Consider the following 19075-nt stretch of genomic DNA (forward strand, 5'->3'; position numbering starts at 1 on the left):
GCTTGTAGGGGTTTATTTTTTAAGTGGGACAACCTATTTTTAAAACTTTTTTTTTTGATTTTTTTTTAACAAGTAGAAGAGAAAAATGATTTTTAAGAGAAACTCTTCTACTATTTCTTTCTGACTTAAATTTCTAAAATTTTCTCTTTTAAAAAATGGCTAAAAGCTATATTTTTCCCCTGCTCAATTACTTTTTAAACTAAAGTAAAAATAAATAATTTTACTAAAAGTAATTCATCTTCTTATTAGTAAAATCTACCATAAGGAACAAAATTAGTATCATTATTTTTTAAATGCTCTTCACTATGTTCTTTTTTACTTTTTAATTCTAAGTTGAATAATCGATCATCAACAGAACAAAGTAAAATTTCCCCATTTCTAATAGATTCCGTGCCTGATTTATGATGAATATCTTTTCCTTTAGCAGTTACTTCTGGAAAAGTGCAAGCATAATTTAGTTGATATCTAGAAACTTGGTAATTTCTAAGTTTCTTTTTACCTAAAAATAGCTTTAACCTTTCAATAATTAAATTCCTTTGATTATTATCTTCTTCTGTAGAAAGCTTATTTAATTTTTTATCGAATATAGATATTTTTTTATTTTAGCTCAACAATTAATAATTCTAGTTTTGCCTTAATTTTTTTCTGACTAATCTTCAATCGAGGCATTGTAAAACTTTTAATAGTAATTATGACTTAGTAGTCACAATGCCGAGTCAGCTAATAACCGTGCGTAAGCACTCCTTCTATTACTGGACTGATTGAAAATTAGAAATTGCTTTTTAAGTGCCTTGTAATCTTCAAAAGTTTAAAACGATCCTTTTTCTAATTTAGAACGTGTCTGAGCTAATTCTAGACGCAATCAGAAAATATTAAAATCAAGTAACTACCTAATTCTTACAAAAATATTACAAACAATTAAAAATTATTGACTATTAAAACTTAAAAAATTAAAATATCAATAATTAATAATCAACTTAGATTTAGATATGAACATAACTTTTGCTAAATTCCCAAATGAATTAGAAGCCTTAAACAAATTCAAGGAAAACAATGAATCTTTTTCTTTAATTGCCGCTAGGCTTTTAAGAGAATTTTTAGGATTAAACAAAGAAGTGAATATAAAAAACGATTCTTATTCAGAATTAGTTGAGAGGATAGAATTTTTAGAAAGTAATTTTAATGAAAAACTAGAGAAACAACAAAAAGAAATAACAGAATTAACAGATTTTGTTAAAAATTACGTAGTAATTAATAAGTTGAAAGAAAAGCCAGAGGCTTCTACCATTGAATTAGCTGTAATTAAAAATGAAGATAATCAAAGTAATTCACAGAAAAAAGAAGAAAAAATATTAATATTTACAGATGATAACGAATTATTACATTATCTTATAAGGATAGTTAATATTTTCCTATAGTTTTTATAGGAATTTTTTAATTAAAAATATTCACATAAATTAGAAAAAGTCAATAATTTTAAGATAAATATAACTAATTTAAGTTATAACTTAAATTTATGTAAGTATAAATATACTGTAATTTGTTTGTTGGTTGAAATAATACAAAAACTACACAGATTTTTTCTTATTTGTCAATAGTATTTTCTTTTTAATAAGTAAGTATTATGATATTGGAAGATTTCTATAAATAAGTGCTTTTGGTTATTTTTTTGGTTACGAATAGAGCTTTTGTTTGCTGTGAATCCCTACAGAACCTGAGTTAGAAGAGTCTTAGTAAAAAATAGAACCCTTAACTGGTAAAGGTTCTAGAGGTTTTTTTTCTTTTTTTTTAACGGAGAGGGTGGGATTCGAACCCACGTTAAGTTGCCCTAAACAGCATTTCCAGTGCTGCGCCTTCAACCGCTCGGCCACCTCTCCAGGTGGGGTCACAAATATTTATTATACAATATAAAAGAATAACTGGTCAAGCCAAAAAAGAAAGATGAGTCAGTTTTACAAAATTCGCATTGACAACCGCCAAACCGGAGAAGAGATCACCGTCTCAGTTCCCGATGATGAGTACATTTTACACAGTTTAGAAGCGCGAGGCTACAATCTGCCCTTTTCTTGCCGCAATGGAGCTTGTACCACTTGTGCAGTCAGAATTCTCTCAGGAGAAATCGAGCAACCCGAAGCGATGGGACTCTCACCCGAACTCAAAAAAAGAGGTTACGCCCTTTTATGCGTATCTTATGCTCGCTCCGACTTAGAACTCGAGACACAAGACGAAGATGAAGTCTATGAACTCCAATTTGGGCGCTACTTTGCTCGTGGAAAAGTTCGCTTTGGTTTACCCTTAGAGGAAGACTAACAGCATCCCATAAGGACGTATGAACGACGAACAACTGCAACGGTTTTTAGATATTGCCACAGAATGCGCTCTAGCCGGCGGTGTTATCTTAGAACAACAATGGGGTAAACTCAACACCATAGAAGAAAAAGGCCGCCCCGGGGATTTAGTCACCGATGTAGACAAAACCTCAGAAACAGAAATTCTCAAGGTTTTAAAGCGGCATTTCCCAGAGCATGGTATTTTAGCCGAAGAATCCGGACACTTAGGAGAGGCAGATAATCCCTATCTTTGGGCAATTGACCCTCTAGACGGAACCACCAATTATGCTCACGGATATCCTGTCGCTTGCGTTTCAGTGGGATTATTAATCGAAAATGTCCCCCAAGTGGGAGTCGTTTATAACCCCTTCAGAAAAGAACTATTTCGGGCGGCTAAAGGAAAAGGAGCCACTCTTAACCGTCGTCCCATTCAGGTATCAACTACACAGCAACTCAGTAGCAGTCTATTAGTCACCGGCTTCGCTTATGACCGCCGGGAAACCCCCGATAACAATTACCGAGAATTTTGTTACCTGACTCACCTAACCCAAGGCGTTCGTCGCAGTGGTTCAGCCGCCCTAGATTTAACCGATGTGGCCTGTGGTCGAGTCGATGGCTATTGGGAAAGAGGCATAAAAGCTTGGGATATGACAGCAGGAATAGTTATCCTAGAAGAAGCAGGAGGCCAAGTGACAGCTTATGATGAAAGTCCTTTAGTGATTGAATCAGGTCGAATATTGGCCACCAATGGTCAAATTCACAACCGCTTAAGCAAAGCCCTCCACGAAGCTTCTAGTTGGCTTCCTTGGTGAGATTAGCTGTTGTAAATTGTAAAGAAGTATAACTGACCACTCTAAAATTGAGACATACTAGAAGCAAGGCTTTAGCTATTTCAAGACGGGATGGCACAAAAAGATGGCATTTCCAATCCAACAAGGACTATTTCAATTTGTGGATATTGATCACCACGCAATTTTAGGAGTTCCCATCGGGGCAGACCTCAAAGAGATGCGGCAACGGTATCTGATTGTAGCCCGTCAGCTACATCCTGACACCTGTAAAGCCTTAACCAAAGCCGAAAAGGAAAGAGCTAATACAGTGTTGTCAAAACTGGTTAATCCCGCTTGGGAAAAATTATCAAGAGAAGCATCTCGCCTAGATTATCAGGTTATAATATCCCAAATTGGCCGTGGACTATCACAACAACAATTATCATTAACCAGTCCCACAGCCCAACAATTATTAAACACGAAAAAAAATCTCGAGCTAGAATATAGGTCTTTACTTAAATCTTTAGTGGCGGAGCAATATACAACTCTTGATAATATTTATCAGAAAATAGCACTCTTGAGTGAATTGAATCTAGCCTACTTAGTCAGAACACAGGGCCTATCCACGACCCCAAACCATACACCCCATATAGAAGTCTCAAAAGAGGTATCAAAAACCATTCATAAAGACACCATCATCGAAATCATCGAGCAACCTCTAGAAAATGAACCCGTAAAAGAATCTCTGGTGGCTCCCTATCTTCGTCGCGCCCAAAACTACGCCGAAAAAGGAAATTATGCCCAAGTGATCTTAGAAATGCGAGAGGCTCTAAAATTAGAACCCAATAATAGCTCCTGTCATGGAATGCTCGGTTTAGCTTACCTCAAACAAAATCAAGCCACCATGGCCAAAGTCCACATTACCACAGCCCTCAAATGTGGCCCCACTGACCCCATCGCCCTTCAAGCTAAACAAGAACTAGACAAAACCCTTCCCGCCAATGCTAAACAAACCCGGCCCGGAGTAGACTCCTCAAAACAATCTAAAGGCTTTTGGACACTCTTTGGTGGAGGAGATAAAAAAAAGTAAAATCAAACTGAGTAAAAATTATTAATTCCTTTCTTATGATCCATCAAGCCCCAGCCGGTGCAAGAGATTTATTACCCCTTGAAGTAGCCCAAAAATGTTGGATTAATGACCGTTTACAAGAAGTATTTCAACGGTGGGGCTATCAACGGATCGTTACTTCTACCATTGAATGGCTAGATACCCTCATGGCGGGAGGGGCCATAGAACGTTCTACCGTCATTCATCTACAAGATACCTCAGAAGGAGCTTTAGGACTACGCCCCGAATTAACCGCCTCTATCGCCCGAACCGCCGTCACCCGTATGGAAACAAGCACCTATCCTCAACGGATTTGCTACCGGGCTAATGTCTTTAGAAATCCTCCCGCCGGCTATCATGGACGACAGCTAGAATTTTATCAAGCCGGAGTAGAATTATTGTTTGCGGGTGGGCTATTAGCCGATGCCGAAATTCTCCTATTAGTCGCTGATTGTCTGAAAATTTTAGGCTTAACTGATTGGCATCTCGTCTTAGGACAAGCCAGCTTAACCCAATCACTTCTGTCTCCTTTCCCTGAACCCCTACGTCAACAAGTTCGCGGCTGTTTAGCCAATCTTGATTATGTTACTCTAGAAAGCCTTTTTTATCCTTCTGCCGCTTTAAAAGAAAGGGCCTTATTATTATTTGATCTACGGGGAAATCCTCTCGATGTCCTCTCTAAAGTTGCCCATTTAGATTTACACGACAGTGATCGCGCCATCATTAATGACCTTAAATCTCTCCTAGAACTCTTATCTCCTAATCCTTTACCCCTGATCCTAGACCTGAGTTTAGTTCAAACCTTTGACTATTACACCGGCGTGGTTTTTCAGGTCGTCAGTTCCACCGATCATCAATTGCGCGTATTAGGGCAAGGCGGACGCTACGATCAGTTATTAGGACTGTATCATCCTCAAAAATTATCTGCCCCGGGGATCGGATTTTCCCTCAATTTAGATGATCTTCATCTATGTTTGCTGTCGGCCAAAGATTCAGCCATCCCCAGACAAACACCAGCCATTGATTACTTGATCATTGCTCAAACCCCACAAGCCCAAGCGGCTGTTTTTAGTTATGCTCAACAATTAAGAAACTCCGATACTTTAGTACGAGTCGCTCTCGATTTAGGAGGACGTAACCCCGAAGAAATTCGAGAGTATGCCCGTTCTTGTCGGATTCAGCATTTAGCTTGGATAACTGAAGATGGAACACCTTTGATCGAAACAGTGTAATACCAATTGGCGGTTTACCTGCACCGTGCCTTACGCCTCCGGACGCAATACCGCCCTTTAACGCTTATTTTAAATGTTCAAAAGTAAAAAGCGCTACTCGTTCACTGAGTAACGCCGCTAATGCTATCCTGTAATTTTTGAGCATTAACCCTAAACTACTAAAAGATTTTGAAGATTTTCTGAAGATTTGAATTTGAGCTTTCCGAAATTATATTAAATATAGTTATCATTTTTATAAAAAAAGATACTTGCTCTAATCAACAAAGTTTTTTAAGCTAAAATTAGAGACAAAACCCGAGAAAACACCCGTGAAAGACTCATCCCTCAAACTCCCCGGTTTATGCAAAGAACGCACTAAATTATGGCTTTGGGTAGCTGTCATTTTAGTTTTTGCCGCTTTTTTGTAAAAAAGTTAACTTATTATTCCTACCGCTCAAACCATTCTAAGACTCGATTCCAAGCCCACCAGGGATCATTATCTTGGTAAAGGCGTTGACAAGCTAAACTGCTGATGTAACCCACATGTCCACCATAACGAGTGATGACCAAATCAATCATCGGATTTCCCTCACAAGCCGACCGTAAATCAGGAATAAGAGAAGGAGCAAACAAAGGATCATCAGCCGCATATAAAATTAACGTCGGTTTTTTGAGATGCTTTAAAAACGGTAGCGGACTACTAGCGGCATAATATTCTTCCACCGTAGAAAACCCCAAACCCTCAATGACAAATTGTTGATCAAATTTTCGAATACTATTACACTGAACAATCGCATCCACATCCATCGCTTCAGGATGAGATCGTCGAATCTGCCAGGCCAATTGTTGCAGCCCTTTGGCGATACTCTTTTCCAAATATTTACCCCATACATCCTCAACTAAATAAGATAAAGTTCTTTGAGAATCTAAATTAGGACAAATAACCGCGCCTCCTCCAATATCTGAAGATTTTAATCCTGACCTTTGAGTGATAGTTTCAGCTTCTTTGACACCCCATAAAGCCAATTGTCCCCCTAAAGAATAGCCGCTAAACCAAAAAGGCGGAGGACACCCTAACTCCAGTGCGGCATTGGCTATTTTAATAAAATCTTTTCCTTCATATAACCCATCAGACATTAAAGTAGGGGATAATTGAGCCGTTTTTCCATGACCTCGCCAGTCAAACAACACAACCGCATAGCCTTTAGCAAAAGCTTTACGTCCCAAAATTCTCAGTATCCATTGATCCTCGAGCGTCCCAATGATGCCATAAGTTGCAATAATTGTACCGATGGGATGTTTCGGAAGGGCTAACAGACCAAAAATCGGCACTTCTTGCGCCCCAGTAAAAATAGTAGGCTGATAGGGCGGGGATGGTTCAGTTAGGGTTCTTTCCCATTTCCGCTTTGCAACAAAAGCCATGTACAGTGTCATGGATAACCCTTTTTGTAAAAATAAAGGTGGAGTATAGAGCGGCTTCATGGTGGGACTAATGTTTGTTGTTCTTCTTCTTGTTTGATTTTTAACACACTCTTGTTAAAATAGGAATCAGTCAATATGTCAAAAACTGTGGTAAAAAAAGGAATTATTCCAGCAGCCGGATGGGGAACTCGTCTATTTCCTGCCACTAAAGTCTTAAAAAAAGAATTTTTTCCCATTATTGATCAAGATGGTCGAGCCAAGCCGATCATTTTAGCAATTGTTGAAGAATTATTGAGTGCGGGTTTAGAAGAAATCGCAATTATTATTCAAAAAAGCGCTCAACCCCTGTTTGAAAACTTTTTTAAAACTTTACCCCAACCAGAATTATACGCCAAACTCTCGCCCGAAAACCGCGATTACTGCGACTATTTACAAGAAATAGGCAAAAAAATTACTTTCATTATTCAAGAACAACAGGAAGGCTACGGACATGCCGTTTATTGTGCCAAAGACTGGATCAATAACCAGCCATTTTTACTATCATTAGGAGATCATGTCTATCGTTCAGAGACAGAAATCTCTTGTAGTAAACAGTTAGTAGAACTTTATCAAAAAGTCGAAAAAAATGTAGTAGGTTTAACCGTCATATCTGCCGAAATTCTGCATAAATCTGGAGTCGTTAGCGGAAATTGGCAAGAAAAAAATTCAGTTCTTACTATCAAAAAAACCTGGGAAAAACCCACCCGAGAAGAAGCCCGTTCACAGTTACATATAGAAACCCTGCCAGAAAATCAATTTTTGGCTCTATTTGGATTATATATATTAAGCCCAAAAATCTTTGATTACTTAGGCCAAGAGATTCAAAACAATTGCCGTTATCGAGGAGAATTTCAACTAACAACCGCTTTAGATCAGCTATGTCAAAATGACGGGCTGATCGGTTATGTTGTTCGGGGTAACTACTTTGATACAGGAATGCCGGAATTTTACCGAAAAACTTTAATTGAATTTAGCAAATTTTAAGTAAAAATCATTAGATAAAAATCGGTATTTAATTATAATTTTTATAACAGGATGGTTAATTCTACAGGAAAATCGGGCATCTTAGAAATAGTAGACCAGGTTTAACCTTATCGTAGGTTACCAAGGGCTAAATACTTAGTATGACTAAAAAAAATCATAATCAAGAGCAATTGCTCCTAAAAATAACAAACTTCATTCACCACAGCCGTGATTTTAAAGACAGTTTACAAAAAATAGCTCAAGCCGCCCGCGACTTTTTAAAAGTTGATCGAGTGAAAATTTACCAATTTGCTGAAGATGGTAGCGGAGAAGTCATTGCTGAGTCAACAAATCTTGAGCGTCTTCCTTCTTTATTAGGACTTCATTTTCCCGGCACAGATATTCCCCTAAAAATACGAGAACAATTTGCCAAAGCACGACAAGGGGTAATCATTGATGTCAGCGCTAAACGTAAGACCATCAATATTCTCAATGAATACAGCGATCTCAAACAAACAAACTATCAACAACCCTCCTACTCTACAGTCCATCCTTGTCATCTACGGTATCTATTAGCGATGGGAGTGCTTTCCTCTCTAGCCATACCCATCTTTTATTGGGATAAACTGTGGGGATTATTAGTGGCCCATCATAGCGAACCTAGGCGTTTTTCCCAAGAACAACTGTGGACAATAGAATTATTATGCCGACAAATTTCCTTAGCCCTAGCCCAAAATACTTTAATTGCCCAATTTCAAAAACAAAAGCAACAAGAAGAATTTATTCAAAAAATTAACACCATTATTGACAATGACCCATCACCTAACCTGAGTCAAGGTTGGCAACAAGTCTTATCAGAAATTCTCAAAACCCTAGAAGCCGACGGCGCAAGACTCTATATTACATCCTTATTAGCCGAACAAAGCGATCAACTATATACCTATGGCATTCAGCCCATTTTTCCCGAATTAGAAGCACAACCCCAATGGCAAGCCTTGATGAAGGGAAAAACCCAACAGGCGGCACAAACTGAAATAAACAAGCAACCCCAAACCGATAGCACCGCGCTCAATTTAACCACTCGTCCCTTGATCTACACCTTAGCTGAACTCTGCAACGATCCTCAATATCATTTGCTCTCCAAAGCTTTCAGCAATCAATCAATACAGTCTTTTTTATTCATTCCCCTGCGTTCTCGCAGTCAATGGGTCGGTTGCCTCACCCTGTTTCGCCAAGAAAGAGAATGGGAAACCCTCTGGGCCGGACGAGAAAATCCCGATCAGCGCAACCAAATGCCTAGACAGTCTTTTGTCGCTTGGTGCGAAATTCAGCGAGGCGTTCCAGACTGGACCGGTGAGCAACTAAAACTCGCCGAGATTTTAGGTCTTCATCTCTACATGATCCTTACCCAACAACGCTTAACCCATCTCATTCATCATCAAGCGTCCTATGATCCCATTACTCAACTGCCCAATTGGATTATTTTTAATCACCGTCTTGCCTTGGCCTTAGTGGATGCGACTCATGGTAGCAATATGCTAGGCGTGCTGATTATTGATCTCAATCAATTTAAACGCATTAATGATTCTTTAGGTCATGGAGTGGGAGATTATTTACTGCAAAAAGCCAGTGATCGTTTGCAAAATTGTCTAGAAAGTTACTCATTCCTTGAGCCTTTACTAGCCCGTTGGCACGGAGCAGGATTTATTGTTTTACTTTCTCAACTGGCCTACGTTGACGAAGCCATTAATTTTTCTCAAAAACTCTTGAATGATTTTCAAGAACCTTTTTATGTTCAAAGTCAAGCAATTTATCTAGGAGTAAGCATCGGTATTGCTCTAGCTCCCTATGATGGCGACAGTAGCGAAGTTTTGCTGAAAAATGCCGAATCAGCCATGTATCAAGCCAAACAACAGGGAAAAAACACCTATCAACTTTATCGCCCTGGCTCAAATCAAGACTTCAATAAGCTCATTCTAGAAGCCGATTTACGTAAAGCCATTGAACGCAACGAGTTTGTCTTACATTATCAACCCCAAATCGAATTAGCCACCGGCAAATTGATCGGCGTAGAAGCGTTAATTCGCTGGCAACATCCCTGTTTAGGAATGGTATCACCGGCTTTATTTATTCCTTTAGCCGAAGAAACTGGGTTAATTTGCCCTATCGGAGAATGGGCCTTAAAAACAGCCTGTCATCAGTATCAAATTTGGCAACAGGCAGGACTACCCAAAATACAAATGGCGGTTAATCTTTCTGCTTTTCAACTCCAACAATATGATATCGTTGCCCGCATTGCCAAAATAATTCAAGAAACTCGCATTAATCCCAGAGATTTAGAACTGGAAATTACTGAAACCACAGTGATCCAAAATCTCGAGCGCATGACCAGTATCATAGAACAACTCAAACAGATGGGCATCAAAATCGCTATTGATGATTTTGGAACCGGTTATTCTTCTCTCAATGTCCTCAAACATTTACCGGTTAATACCCTCAAAATCGATAAGTCTTTTGTGCAAGACCTCAGCAATGACCCTAATGACGCTAAACTCTGTCAAGCGATTATTATGCTCGGCAAAGCCTTTAAACTCGAAGTCTTAGCCGAAGGAGTAGAGACTATCAAACAGTTAGAATTCTTAAAAAATTGTGGCTGCGATCATGCTCAAGGTTTTCTCATTAGCCGCCCTGTACCTCCAGATGCCTTGCTCGGAAGTCTGCTTCACGCTCAACTGTGCGGAACGAGTTCGGTCCCCCAGTTAATTCCCTCTCCCAGTGCCTTATTAGCCAAAACCTTCCATCAAACCCTACAAGATTGGTACAGTTTGAACCTTCCTAATTTTAACGCACTCGAAAAAGGTCTTACAGCCGCTCCTGAAACCGACGTGCCCAACGAGTTCTCCTCTCGGGAACCGAACTTGCTGACCACTCCACTGCTCACCCTCTCAACCGAACAGCATCAGGCTAATGAAAATCTTCAACAATACCTTGATCTTAAACAAGAAATTCAACACTTCAGCACCCGAGAAAGAATCTTCAGGGAAGTAGCGCCAAAAATTTGCTCCTCTCATAGGCTTGATGATATTCTCAATACTATTGTCACTGAAGTGCGTCATCTGCTCCATAGTGATCGAGTATTTCTCTACCGTTTTAATGAGCATTGGGTGGGTACAGTCGTTGTTGAATCCGTCGCCGCTCCGGAATTTTCCATTTTAGGAGAATCCATTGATGAACCCTGTTTTCGAGACCAATATGTTAAATATTATCATCAGGGACGGGTTAAAGCTATTGAGGATATTGAACAGGCTGAAATTGCTCTTTGTCACCGTGAGTTATTAAAACGCTATCAAGTTAAAGCTAACCTCGTTTTACCAGTGGTGGCTTTTGATCAACTCTGGGGACTATTAATTGCTCATGATTGTCATCAACCTCGAAAATGGTTAGACCATGAAATTACTCTCCTATCTCAGATTACAATTACCGCCGCCATCGCTATTCACCAAGGAGAACTCCATCAACAACTTCAAAATGCTAATCTAGAACTGAAAAAACTTTCCGCCATCGATGGATTAACCCAAGTCGCGAACCGCCACCGTTTCGATGTCTATTTAGAGCAAGAATGGCGACGGTTAATGCGTTCTCGGCATAGTTTGTCTTTAATTTTGTCTGATGTGGATCATTTTAAATGGTACAACGACACCTACGGACATTTAGCTGGCGATCATTGCTTGCAGCAAATTGCTAGAGTGATCAAAACTAGCGTTGGACGACCTGCTGATTTAGTTGCCCGTTATGGCGGAGAAGAATTTGCTATTGTTCTACCAGAAACTTCTTTAAAAGGAGCTTTATTTGTAGCAGAACAAATTCGTCAAAAAGTTAAAAACTTAACGATTCCCCATACTAAATCAGCTTATCAGTGCGTTACCCTCAGTTTAGGCGTCGCCAGTCTGATCCCGAGTGGTGCCCTTTCTCCTAAAGCGTTGATTAATGCTGCCGATGAAGCACTTTATCAAGCCAAAGCCAACGGACGTGATCGAGTCGTTTCTATCCCATAAAAAGCCGGGAATTCTTCGATACCCCAATCCCACTTAAGTTTCTTGTGGTCTCGGTGCCGGGATGATACAACAGTTGATATCATCTAAACAGACTTTTCCCCACTGTAAAGCCCAACGCACCAACTCTACACGATTATCTGTTTTGGTTTTAGTCAAAATGTTGCTAATATGGTTATCCACCGTTCTCTTGCTAATTTCTAGCCGATTGGCGATTTCCAAATTAGTCAGACCATTCGCTACTAACTCAATAATTTGCAGTTCCCTCTCTGATAATGAAGCAGGGGTTTCAAACTTACTGCTAGCCATAAGTATTTGTCCCTTAGCAAAATTACTCACCCTTTTTTTTATTGTAGTTGATCGTTTAGCTAGATATTGTTAAGAAGTTATAATCAAAGTCATCGATTAGAAATCTTAATTGTCACCATTTAGATTTAAGATTTTCTCCAGATACATAGCACTTTTTTTGAATTACGCCACTATCTTAAGGAAGATTTTGAGACAGTTGTTTCTCGTGCCTCTCAATTCTGCTCAACTAAAACGAAAAAAAGATTAAGTAATCTTGTTAGATCATCAGAACATATTACAATAAGTAAAAAATTTCTCAAATGTTCTCGCGCTAAAGACTTGGGTTAAGCTTGTCGGTTACACATTTGAGGGTTTGCCAAAAAGGTAAGATAGCGATCTGCTGTTAATTCCCAACACTAATTAAGGCTAGGAAAGAAGCTAAAAATCAGTATCATGTCTATCTTGTTGGCTATAGAGATGATAATAAATGACACTTTTGAGGGTTTGCCAAAAGGGTAAAATAGCGATATTGAGCAGAAAATAAATTATAATCGCTCCTTTAATAAAATTGTTAATAATTGATAATAATACCAAGGATGAAACTTGATTGAATAATCCTGTCATCGCATAGACAGCCGCAAAAATTAGGGGAATACCTGACAAAAGATAAAGCGGCATAGTTAATAATATTACTAGAAAAATAATGAAAAGTATAGACCAAGCAAAGCCGCTAGTTAATTTCCAGCTACGAATAATAGCATCCCCAAGCTGGAGATTTTTTTCGATGGCTAAAGGGACTTCGGGAAAAAATAAACGAGCATAAAACCAGCTAAATCCTATGACAAAAAAGAGATAACCAACCCATTGAATCATTAACTGTAGCTTTGGGTTGGGGATGAAACTAGCAGGAACATAAAAGACCATGACCTGAATAATTTGCCAGACTCTAAAAATAAAAAAGAAAAGAATAAGGTATAAGAAGTGATTCAAAATAAACTGCAACCTTCTAGGTTTTAATTCCTGACGCGCTTGCCGAACCGTTTCAGGCTTATTAATTAATAGACTAAAAGCTAATCTAGAAATGACTCCAGTATTAGTTAAAAACTGAGCCGCACAATAAGCGAAAAAAATTAGCCAAAAAGGCATCAATACCATTAAAAACCACAAAAAACCGGGGATGTCTCCCGATTTAGGTAAAATAGTTACAAGAAAAGTTTTTAATAGATCAAAAAGAATTAAAACTAAAAAAGGAGCTAAAAGCCAAAGGTTAGCCAACAGTGAAATGCCCAAATAAGTTTTAAAATTATCGCGGTAGAGTCGTACCCCAGCACTAATAATACTGATTACCTTGAGAGGATCTCGACGTTGAGACATTGTGAGTGACCTATAACCCTGGTATAATTGCTATCTTAGCCCAGGAAGTTTAAACTTATCAGAAAATCTTACCCACATTTAAGCTTTGATATAACTTGAAAAAGACTTTCAGCCTCTATTAAAGATGAAAACTCAAAAACGAAGGCAAATAAGCCGACAAAAAAATCAAGGCCAAATAGCCAGAAATATTGCTTCAGGATTAATATGTCTTTTAATGGTTATTTTACTGAGCAGTTCACAAAGCTTAGTCTTAGCTCAACACCCCTCTCAAAGGCTTAATTCCAAGGTCTTTTCTAACGGAAATATAGGAGATGCAGAATTTGCCTCTATTTACCTAGATGGAAATTTTTTATTTGAAATAGGCTCCCCAGAAGTTTCACCTTCACAATTAGAATCTAACGGGGGTTTATCACCAATTGAAAGAAGAGTTCAGCGCATTCAAGGAACACTCAATAGTATTATTAATACAGGTTTCGATACGGATTCCCTCAGAGTGAACACATCTATTCTTAATGGGTTAACCGTCATTGTTGCCTCTGATCAAAAGCTTTTAACTCGACGAGTCATCATCACAGTCACTGAAATAGACGCTCAAATAAATTCAAGTTCAGTGCTAGATTTAGCAGAGCAATGGAGTGATATTATTCAAAAAGCCCTCATTGAAGCTAGACAAGCACGTCAACCTAGAGCCAGAAAACGCCAAGCCGCAACAGCAGCAGCAATAATTTTAGGAATGATTATGATTAGCTATTTACTCGCTTGGAGGCAAAACTTATTAAAGGCTCGCTTTTACGAACTCAATAAAAGATATCAAAAACAATATTCTACTACCTTAGAATCCCGACACGGAATCTTTATCATCAGAATTAGAATTATTATTATTCTCCTTTGAAAATGAAGATTTCTTAGCGACTCCTTTAGAAGTTTTAAGTACATTGAAACTTCCCAAAAAAGCGAACCTTGAACAACGGCTAACCTTAAATATACTGCTCCGCCAACTCCTACGAATCGCACAAGTATTGCTTTGGTATAGTGGCATAGTCGGGATTTTATGTGTGTTTCCTGAAACTCGTTTAGAAGGACGTAGCTTTATTTTTATTCCTTTAAAGATTTTATTAATTGGGTTTATCCTATCATTAATTAATAGTTTAGTAATATTGTACCTTAATCATCAGCTACGAGCCTGGGCAGAAGATGGATCAATTGACCCTGAACTCTGTCAACGACGAGTGCTACGAGTGCCTACCTTATTAGAAGTTTCACGAGGAATCATTAAGTTCGTCTCCTTAGCAATAGGAACGATTTGGTTTTTAACATGGCAGGAACTCCCTCTTAGCTGGTTAACCGGAGCCGGTTTAGTTGGAGCCGCTCTTACCTTCGTATTTCAAAATTTATTAAAAGACTGGGTGAACGGCATTTTAATTATTTTTGAAGATCAGTATATAGTCGGTGATATGGTTGATATAGGAGGATTTAGAGGAATAGTCGAACAGATGAGTCTACGAGCTACTCAAGTGCGAGGTTTTCAAGGTGGAAGTTTGAGTACCATTCCTCACAATCAAATTACCATCGTTCACAATCTCTCTAAAGATTGGGCCTGGATAAATTTCAGCATAGAAGTTGCTTATGAAACGGATATGACTGCCGCCTTAGAGTTAATGAAGCAAATAGCTCAAGAAATGGCTGATGATCCTCAATGGCAAGAAGATATCATCGATCCAGTAAGTCTCATGGGTGTAGATCGGGTTGCCCATTCCGGAATTGAACTGATGATGTGGATCAAAGTAAAGCGCTTAAAACAATGGATAGTAGAACGAGAGTTCCGTCGCCGTCTTAAATTAGCATTTGATCAGCATGGAATTCAAATCGGCGTTCCCATGCAAAACCTTTCATTTCCTGCAAACTCCGCTATCAAATTTTCAAAAATAAATGATCAATAGAATTTTTCTCAACTTGGGATTACAATCATGGTTTGAGCGTTTATGGGCAGCCATTTTATTAACTGGGCGCGTAGTTTTTTATCTGTTCACCCGTAAAATAGATGCCCGCAATACCCTCGAACAAATGATGGCAGTCGGTCCAGCCTCCCTGGCGATCGCCTTAATTACCGCCACCGTCATTGGTATGATTTTTACTATACAAGTGGCCCGAGAATTTCTCGCGTTAGGAGCAGGTAGTGCAGTAGGCGGAATTCTCGCTCTCGCTCTCAGCCGCGAACTATGCCCAATTATGATGGCGGTGGTAGTAGCCGGACGAGTGGGTTCAGCTTTTGCCGCCGAAATTGGCACCATGCGAGTCACTGAACAAATCGATGCTTTATATATGCTCAATGCTGACCCGGTAGAATATCTAGTTATTCCTCGCGTGGTTGCTTGTTGTATAATGGTTCCCGCCTTAACTGTGTTGGCCCTGATTACGGGTTTAGCAGGCGGTTTACTGATGATTCGGTTTTATGGAATTGCTGACACGGTATTTCTCGAGTCAATTCAAAATTTTGTTAGAGTCTGGGATGTCATTTGTGGACCCATTAAAGGAATAGTCTTTGGCTGTTTAATTGCAATCATCGGTTGCAATTGGGGGTTGACCACCACTGGAGGCGCTAAAGGAGTGGGAGAATCAACGACGGCGGCGGTGGTTACTTGTCTTTTGGCTATCTTTATTGCTAATTTTATTCTCTCTTGGATCATGTTTAAAGGTTCTGGACAAGGAGCCAGCTTGATTGGACAGTAAGCAATTTAAATTTTTCTGTTTAGAGATAAAGCATAAACTAAGAAAGCTAACCCCCTCAAAATTGCCCTTATTTCAAAAACAGAGATTATGCTCTTAAGAACCTATTTAGAAGTAGGAGAAACGGGTTTATTTTCCACAGGGGGTGCTTTTTTATTTTGAAATTCCTTTTGAGCCATTTCAACCGCTACCTGATTCAAAACTTGGGAATATTGAACTTGTTGCTGAAGGTCTTGGGTAGAGGAGACTAAATGACTTAACCCCTGAATCATCCGCATTAAATCTCGCCGGAATTGGGGATCGCCGGTTAACTGATCTAGATCTGAAGTAATTTTTTGAATATTCTCAAAAGAAGAACGAGCAGAATCTAACAGTTGTTGAAGCAACACTATTGTACTAGGGTCATTTAAATTAGTCGAAAAATTGCGTAAATTTAAAGTTAACTCAGCCGCATTAGCCGAGATGGTTTCTAAGTTTTTGATTAATTGTCCCTGATTAACTTCTTTTAATACAGGGTCTAAACTTTTTACCGTCGCTTGCATTTGCTCACTGGTTCGTCTAATACTCGCTAAAGTATCGGCAATTTGGTCTTGATTCATCGCCAAAAAAATACGCAGTTGCTCGGTTACCCCCCCCACAGAGACTAACGTCGAGTTCAATTTATTAATGGTATTACTGTTTTTGACATCTTGCAGTAAATCTGAGGCTTCATTACTGAGAATGCTCAGTTGCTCGGCGGCTTTTCCAGTGGAGGTTAAGGTGGAATTTAATTGCTTAAGCGAGCCACTTGCTCTGAGTTCATTCACCGCTTGTCCGGTGGCTTCTAATGTGCTACTTAAATTATCAATTGCCCCACTTCGTCTCAGTTGATTAACGGCTTCTCCAGTGGTTCTCAAAGTGGAGTTTAAATTGGGAATTGTGTTAGTTTTTATCGCCTGATTCATTAATTGAGAAGCGTTGCCGCTCAAAGAACTGATATTATCTAAAGCTCTCGATGTTTTCGCCGCAATCGAACGGATAGCACTGGTAACTTCCGGATTACTGATCATATCCGAAATTCTCACCAAAGAACGAATCAAAGCATTAACGTCTAGTTTACCCTGCCCCGAAAGACGTGAGCCATTACAAATAATGATGTCAGGATTACAATCTTTATCTAGGGGGTTAGCTTCAATTTTTCCAGGAAGTTCTTGAAGAGGAGTAATATCAATAGAAGTTTCACCCACTAAACCCGATTGAGTCGCTTCAATAAGAGAATTGCTAGGAATCAACAGACTAGGCGGCGAAATTTCCACCTGTATCGCTACCCCAGTAGGTTCAGGAGTAACATTCAGCACCTGACCCACTCTCACACCTCGATAGGAAACTCTTGTACCTGTGGTCATGCCGCCAGCATTGGGAAATAGAAAAGTAGCTCGATAGCTGCGACCCCCAAAACTAAAATTAGAAACCCAAAGCACTAACCAACCCAAAAGCCCTAAAGAAACCAGAATCGTCAGTCCCACTGCACTCTGTATTTTAGAGGACCTTCGACGTGCGTCACCACTTCCGCCTGTTTGCATTACTCACTCCTGCTTCTGATGGGTTTATTGGATAGGCCCTTCGATGCTACCAGTGAAAAATTGTTTCAATAACGGGAGATTTGATTGATAAGCTTGTGGCATCGGCCCGTCCCACTGTATTTTACCTTGATAAATAAAGACGATGCGCTCTGCTGTGCGCTTAATGGTACTGTCTTGGTGGGTGACTATCAGGTAAGCACTACAAGCTTGTTGTACCTTTAGTAAATCTCGAATTAAATTCTCAATGCGGGTTGAGGCAACCGGATCTAGTCCTGCGGTAGGCTCATCATATAAGAGAATATTGCCCTGATTATTGGGTTGTTGCGGGTCCGTTAGAATGGCTCTAGCTAGACTAATTCGTTTTCGCATTCCCCCTGAAAGTTCCGCCGGATAACGATCACCGGTACCGGGTAATCCCACTAACTCCAATTTCTGATTGACTAAAGCTTTAATCTCTTCTGCCGGGAGTTTTGAGTGACGATACAGAGAAAACCCGACATTTTCATCCACCGTTAAAGAGTCAAATAAGGCTGACTGCTGAAAAACCATGCCAACTCCCATAGAAGTCCCCCCCTCTTCAAGGGTTCCCTCTCGTCGCTGTCCGTGAATATAGACTTCTCCGGCATCTGGTTGCAGCAATCCCGCAATTACCCGCAAAATCGTCGATTTACCTGTGCCAGATGGCCCTATGACCCCAACCGCTTCACCTGAATAAATTTGTAAGTCTACATGATCTAAAATAACCTTCTGACCAAAGGATTTACAAACTCCTTTAAGCTCAATGAGTGGTTCGGGCATATTTATTGATTAAAAAATCACGTTGTTCACATTTTACCGATTAAAGATATTCTCTGAAAAGAATTACTATTTCTCTAAAATGAGAATGATGTAAAGCTTTTGTCATAAAAATTTAAAATTTCCCGGGTCAATGGCTCTCAATCTCGCAGAAGTTATTAATTTTTGTAAAAAAATGTAGCAATAAGTATCAAGTTCTGGCTTGATCTTAATACTGAGGCAACTTATGCCCCCAATGATGCAAGCAAGGAAAATCAACTCGGCACTAATGTCCAAGTTTGTCTAAGTTTCCTACAGCCGCTTGAAAAAATCGCCGCACTCTTAGGCGGTGAGTATGTCAAAATATTGGTTAGTTTAAGCTTTACCGTCTATTTCAAGGCAGTAAGCAGAAATTAATTGTCTGTGGTTGCAACTTATTCTCTCGGAGTCATTAT

15 protein-coding genes and 1 tRNA gene are annotated in these 19075 nt (G+C 39.3%); 10 read left to right on the forward strand and 6 right to left on the reverse strand.

The features are described 5' to 3' along the window. Window positions 1–989: 989 nt before the first annotated feature. Window positions 990–1418 carry a hypothetical protein gene (locus CYAN7822_RS05115; RefSeq protein ID WP_013321172.1) on the forward strand — a complete coding sequence of 143 codons (429 nt, stop codon included), beginning with the start codon at window positions 990–992 and terminating at the stop codon, window positions 1416–1418. 374 nt (window positions 1419–1792) lie between these two features. Here the strand turns inward: CYAN7822_RS05115 and CYAN7822_RS05120 are convergent. Further along, window positions 1793–1877 (reverse strand) — tRNA-Ser (locus CYAN7822_RS05120). Between the two features lie 64 nt (window positions 1878–1941). Between CYAN7822_RS05120 and CYAN7822_RS05125 the strand changes: the two genes are divergently transcribed. The 4 genes from CYAN7822_RS05125 (at window position 1942) to CYAN7822_RS05140 (ending at window position 5440) form a co-directional block, all read left to right on the forward strand. Beyond that, window positions 1942–2310 carry a 2Fe-2S iron-sulfur cluster-binding protein gene (locus CYAN7822_RS05125; RefSeq protein ID WP_013321173.1) on the forward strand — a complete coding sequence of 123 codons (369 nt, stop codon included), beginning with the start codon at window positions 1942–1944 and terminating at the stop codon, window positions 2308–2310. A 19-nt stretch (window positions 2311–2329) separates the two neighbouring features. Further along, entirely contained in the window at window positions 2330–3142 is an 813-nt protein-coding gene (locus tag CYAN7822_RS05130) for an inositol monophosphatase family protein (protein ID WP_013321174.1), read from the forward strand. Between the two features lie 103 nt (window positions 3143–3245). Then, entirely contained in the window at window positions 3246–4190 is a 945-nt protein-coding gene (locus CYAN7822_RS05135; protein WP_013321175.1) for a J domain-containing protein, read from the forward strand. 35 nt (window positions 4191–4225) lie between these two features. Beyond that, window positions 4226–5440 carry an ATP phosphoribosyltransferase regulatory subunit gene (locus CYAN7822_RS05140; RefSeq protein WP_013321176.1) on the forward strand — a complete coding sequence of 405 codons (1215 nt, stop codon included), beginning with the start codon at window positions 4226–4228 and terminating at the stop codon, window positions 5438–5440. A gap of 426 nt (window positions 5441–5866) precedes the next feature. Here CYAN7822_RS05140 and CYAN7822_RS05145 read toward each other — a convergent pair whose 3' ends face one another. Further along, the gene (locus CYAN7822_RS05145; protein ID WP_013321177.1) at window positions 5867–6901 is read right to left on the reverse strand and encodes a YheT family hydrolase; all 1035 of its coding nucleotides are present in this window, start codon (window positions 6899–6901) and stop codon (window positions 5867–5869) included. A gap of 75 nt (window positions 6902–6976) precedes the next feature. On the opposite strand from CYAN7822_RS05145, the gene CYAN7822_RS05150 reads away from it, so the two are divergent. Both CYAN7822_RS05150 and CYAN7822_RS05155 read left to right on the forward strand, forming a co-directional pair. Beyond that, complete coding sequence (locus CYAN7822_RS05150) at window positions 6977–7864, forward strand: sugar phosphate nucleotidyltransferase (protein ID WP_013321178.1); 888 nt, start codon at window positions 6977–6979, stop codon at window positions 7862–7864. Between the two features lie 140 nt (window positions 7865–8004). Beyond that, window positions 8005–11898, forward strand: a complete 3894-nt coding sequence (locus CYAN7822_RS05155) for a diguanylate cyclase domain-containing protein (protein WP_013321179.1) — start codon at window positions 8005–8007, stop codon at window positions 11896–11898. Between the two features lie 33 nt (window positions 11899–11931). Here CYAN7822_RS05155 and pedR read toward each other — a convergent pair whose 3' ends face one another. Together pedR and CYAN7822_RS05165 are read right to left on the reverse strand one after the other, a co-directional pair. Further along, entirely contained in the window at window positions 11932–12210 is a 279-nt protein-coding gene (gene pedR, locus CYAN7822_RS05160) for a photosynthetic electron transport-dependent transcriptional regulator PedR (protein ID WP_342635703.1), read from the reverse strand. 411 nt (window positions 12211–12621) lie between these two features. Beyond that, on the reverse strand, window positions 12622–13557 hold the full coding sequence (locus tag CYAN7822_RS05165) for a hypothetical protein (protein ID WP_013321181.1): 936 nt from the start codon (window positions 13555–13557) through the stop codon (window positions 12622–12624). A 124-nt stretch (window positions 13558–13681) separates the two neighbouring features. Here CYAN7822_RS05165 and CYAN7822_RS05170 point away from each other — a divergent pair, with 124 nt between their 5' ends. Genes CYAN7822_RS05170 through CYAN7822_RS05180 form a run of 3 tightly spaced genes read left to right on the forward strand, consistent with a single transcriptional unit; the run spans window position 13682 to window position 16287 of the window. Then, the gene (locus CYAN7822_RS05170; RefSeq protein WP_041933138.1) at window positions 13682–14449 is read left to right on the forward strand and encodes a hypothetical protein; all 768 of its coding nucleotides are present in this window, start codon (window positions 13682–13684) and stop codon (window positions 14447–14449) included. Between the two features lie 43 nt (window positions 14450–14492). Next, window positions 14493–15497 (forward strand): mechanosensitive ion channel family protein, encoded by a 1005-nt coding sequence (locus CYAN7822_RS05175; RefSeq protein WP_049802501.1) that lies wholly within the window; start codon window positions 14493–14495, stop codon window positions 15495–15497. Continuing rightward, entirely contained in the window at window positions 15487–16287 is an 801-nt protein-coding gene (locus CYAN7822_RS05180) for an MlaE family lipid ABC transporter permease subunit (RefSeq protein ID WP_013321182.1), read from the forward strand. The genes CYAN7822_RS05175 and CYAN7822_RS05180 overlap by 11 nt, the downstream gene beginning before the upstream one ends. Before the next feature lie 101 nt (window positions 16288–16388). On the opposite strand, the gene CYAN7822_RS05185 is transcribed toward CYAN7822_RS05180, so the two are convergent. Beyond that, on the reverse strand, window positions 16389–17846 hold the full coding sequence (locus CYAN7822_RS05185) for an MlaD family protein (protein ID WP_013321183.1): 1458 nt from the start codon (window positions 17844–17846) through the stop codon (window positions 16389–16391). Between the two features lie 24 nt (window positions 17847–17870). After that, a complete protein-coding gene (locus CYAN7822_RS05190) occupies window positions 17871–18644 on the reverse strand; it encodes an ABC transporter ATP-binding protein (RefSeq protein ID WP_013321184.1) in 774 nt (257 codons plus the stop codon). Window positions 18645–19075: the final 431 nt, after the last annotated feature.

It is taken from the genome of Gloeothece verrucosa PCC 7822 (assembly GCF_000147335.1).
In the GTDB taxonomy this organism is placed as follows: domain Bacteria; phylum Cyanobacteriota; class Cyanobacteriia; order Cyanobacteriales; family Microcystaceae; genus Gloeothece; species Gloeothece verrucosa.

Bases quoted from the DNA above. Each gene is read 5' to 3' on its own strand.
- CYAN7822_RS05170 (WP_041933138.1), top strand. From the start codon at position 13,682: ATGAAAACTCAAAAACGAAGGCAAATAAGCCGACAAAAAAATCAAGGC.
- CYAN7822_RS05180 (WP_013321182.1), top strand. From the start codon at position 15,487: ATGATCAATAGAATTTTTCTCAACTTGGGATTACAATCATGGTTTGAG.
- CYAN7822_RS05155 (WP_013321179.1), top strand. From the start codon at position 8,005: ATGACTAAAAAAAATCATAATCAAGAGCAATTGCTCCTAAAAATAACA.
- CYAN7822_RS05190 (WP_013321184.1), bottom strand. From the start codon at position 18,644: ATGCCCGAACCACTCATTGAGCTTAAAGGAGTTTGTAAATCCTTTGGT.
- CYAN7822_RS05145 (WP_013321177.1), bottom strand. From the start codon at position 6,901: ATGAAGCCGCTCTATACTCCACCTTTATTTTTACAAAAAGGGTTATCC.
- CYAN7822_RS05130 (WP_013321174.1), top strand. From the start codon at position 2,330: ATGAACGACGAACAACTGCAACGGTTTTTAGATATTGCCACAGAATGC.
- CYAN7822_RS05150 (WP_013321178.1), top strand. From the start codon at position 6,977: ATGTCAAAAACTGTGGTAAAAAAAGGAATTATTCCAGCAGCCGGATGG.
- CYAN7822_RS05185 (WP_013321183.1), bottom strand. From the start codon at position 17,846: ATGCAAACAGGCGGAAGTGGTGACGCACGTCGAAGGTCCTCTAAAATA.
- CYAN7822_RS05115 (WP_013321172.1), top strand. From the start codon at position 990: ATGAACATAACTTTTGCTAAATTCCCAAATGAATTAGAAGCCTTAAAC.
- CYAN7822_RS05140 (WP_013321176.1), top strand. From the start codon at position 4,226: ATGATCCATCAAGCCCCAGCCGGTGCAAGAGATTTATTACCCCTTGAA.
- CYAN7822_RS05135 (WP_013321175.1), top strand. From the start codon at position 3,246: ATGGCATTTCCAATCCAACAAGGACTATTTCAATTTGTGGATATTGAT.
- CYAN7822_RS05165 (WP_013321181.1), bottom strand. From the start codon at position 13,557: ATGTCTCAACGTCGAGATCCTCTCAAGGTAATCAGTATTATTAGTGCT.
- CYAN7822_RS05125 (WP_013321173.1), top strand. From the start codon at position 1,942: ATGAGTCAGTTTTACAAAATTCGCATTGACAACCGCCAAACCGGAGAA.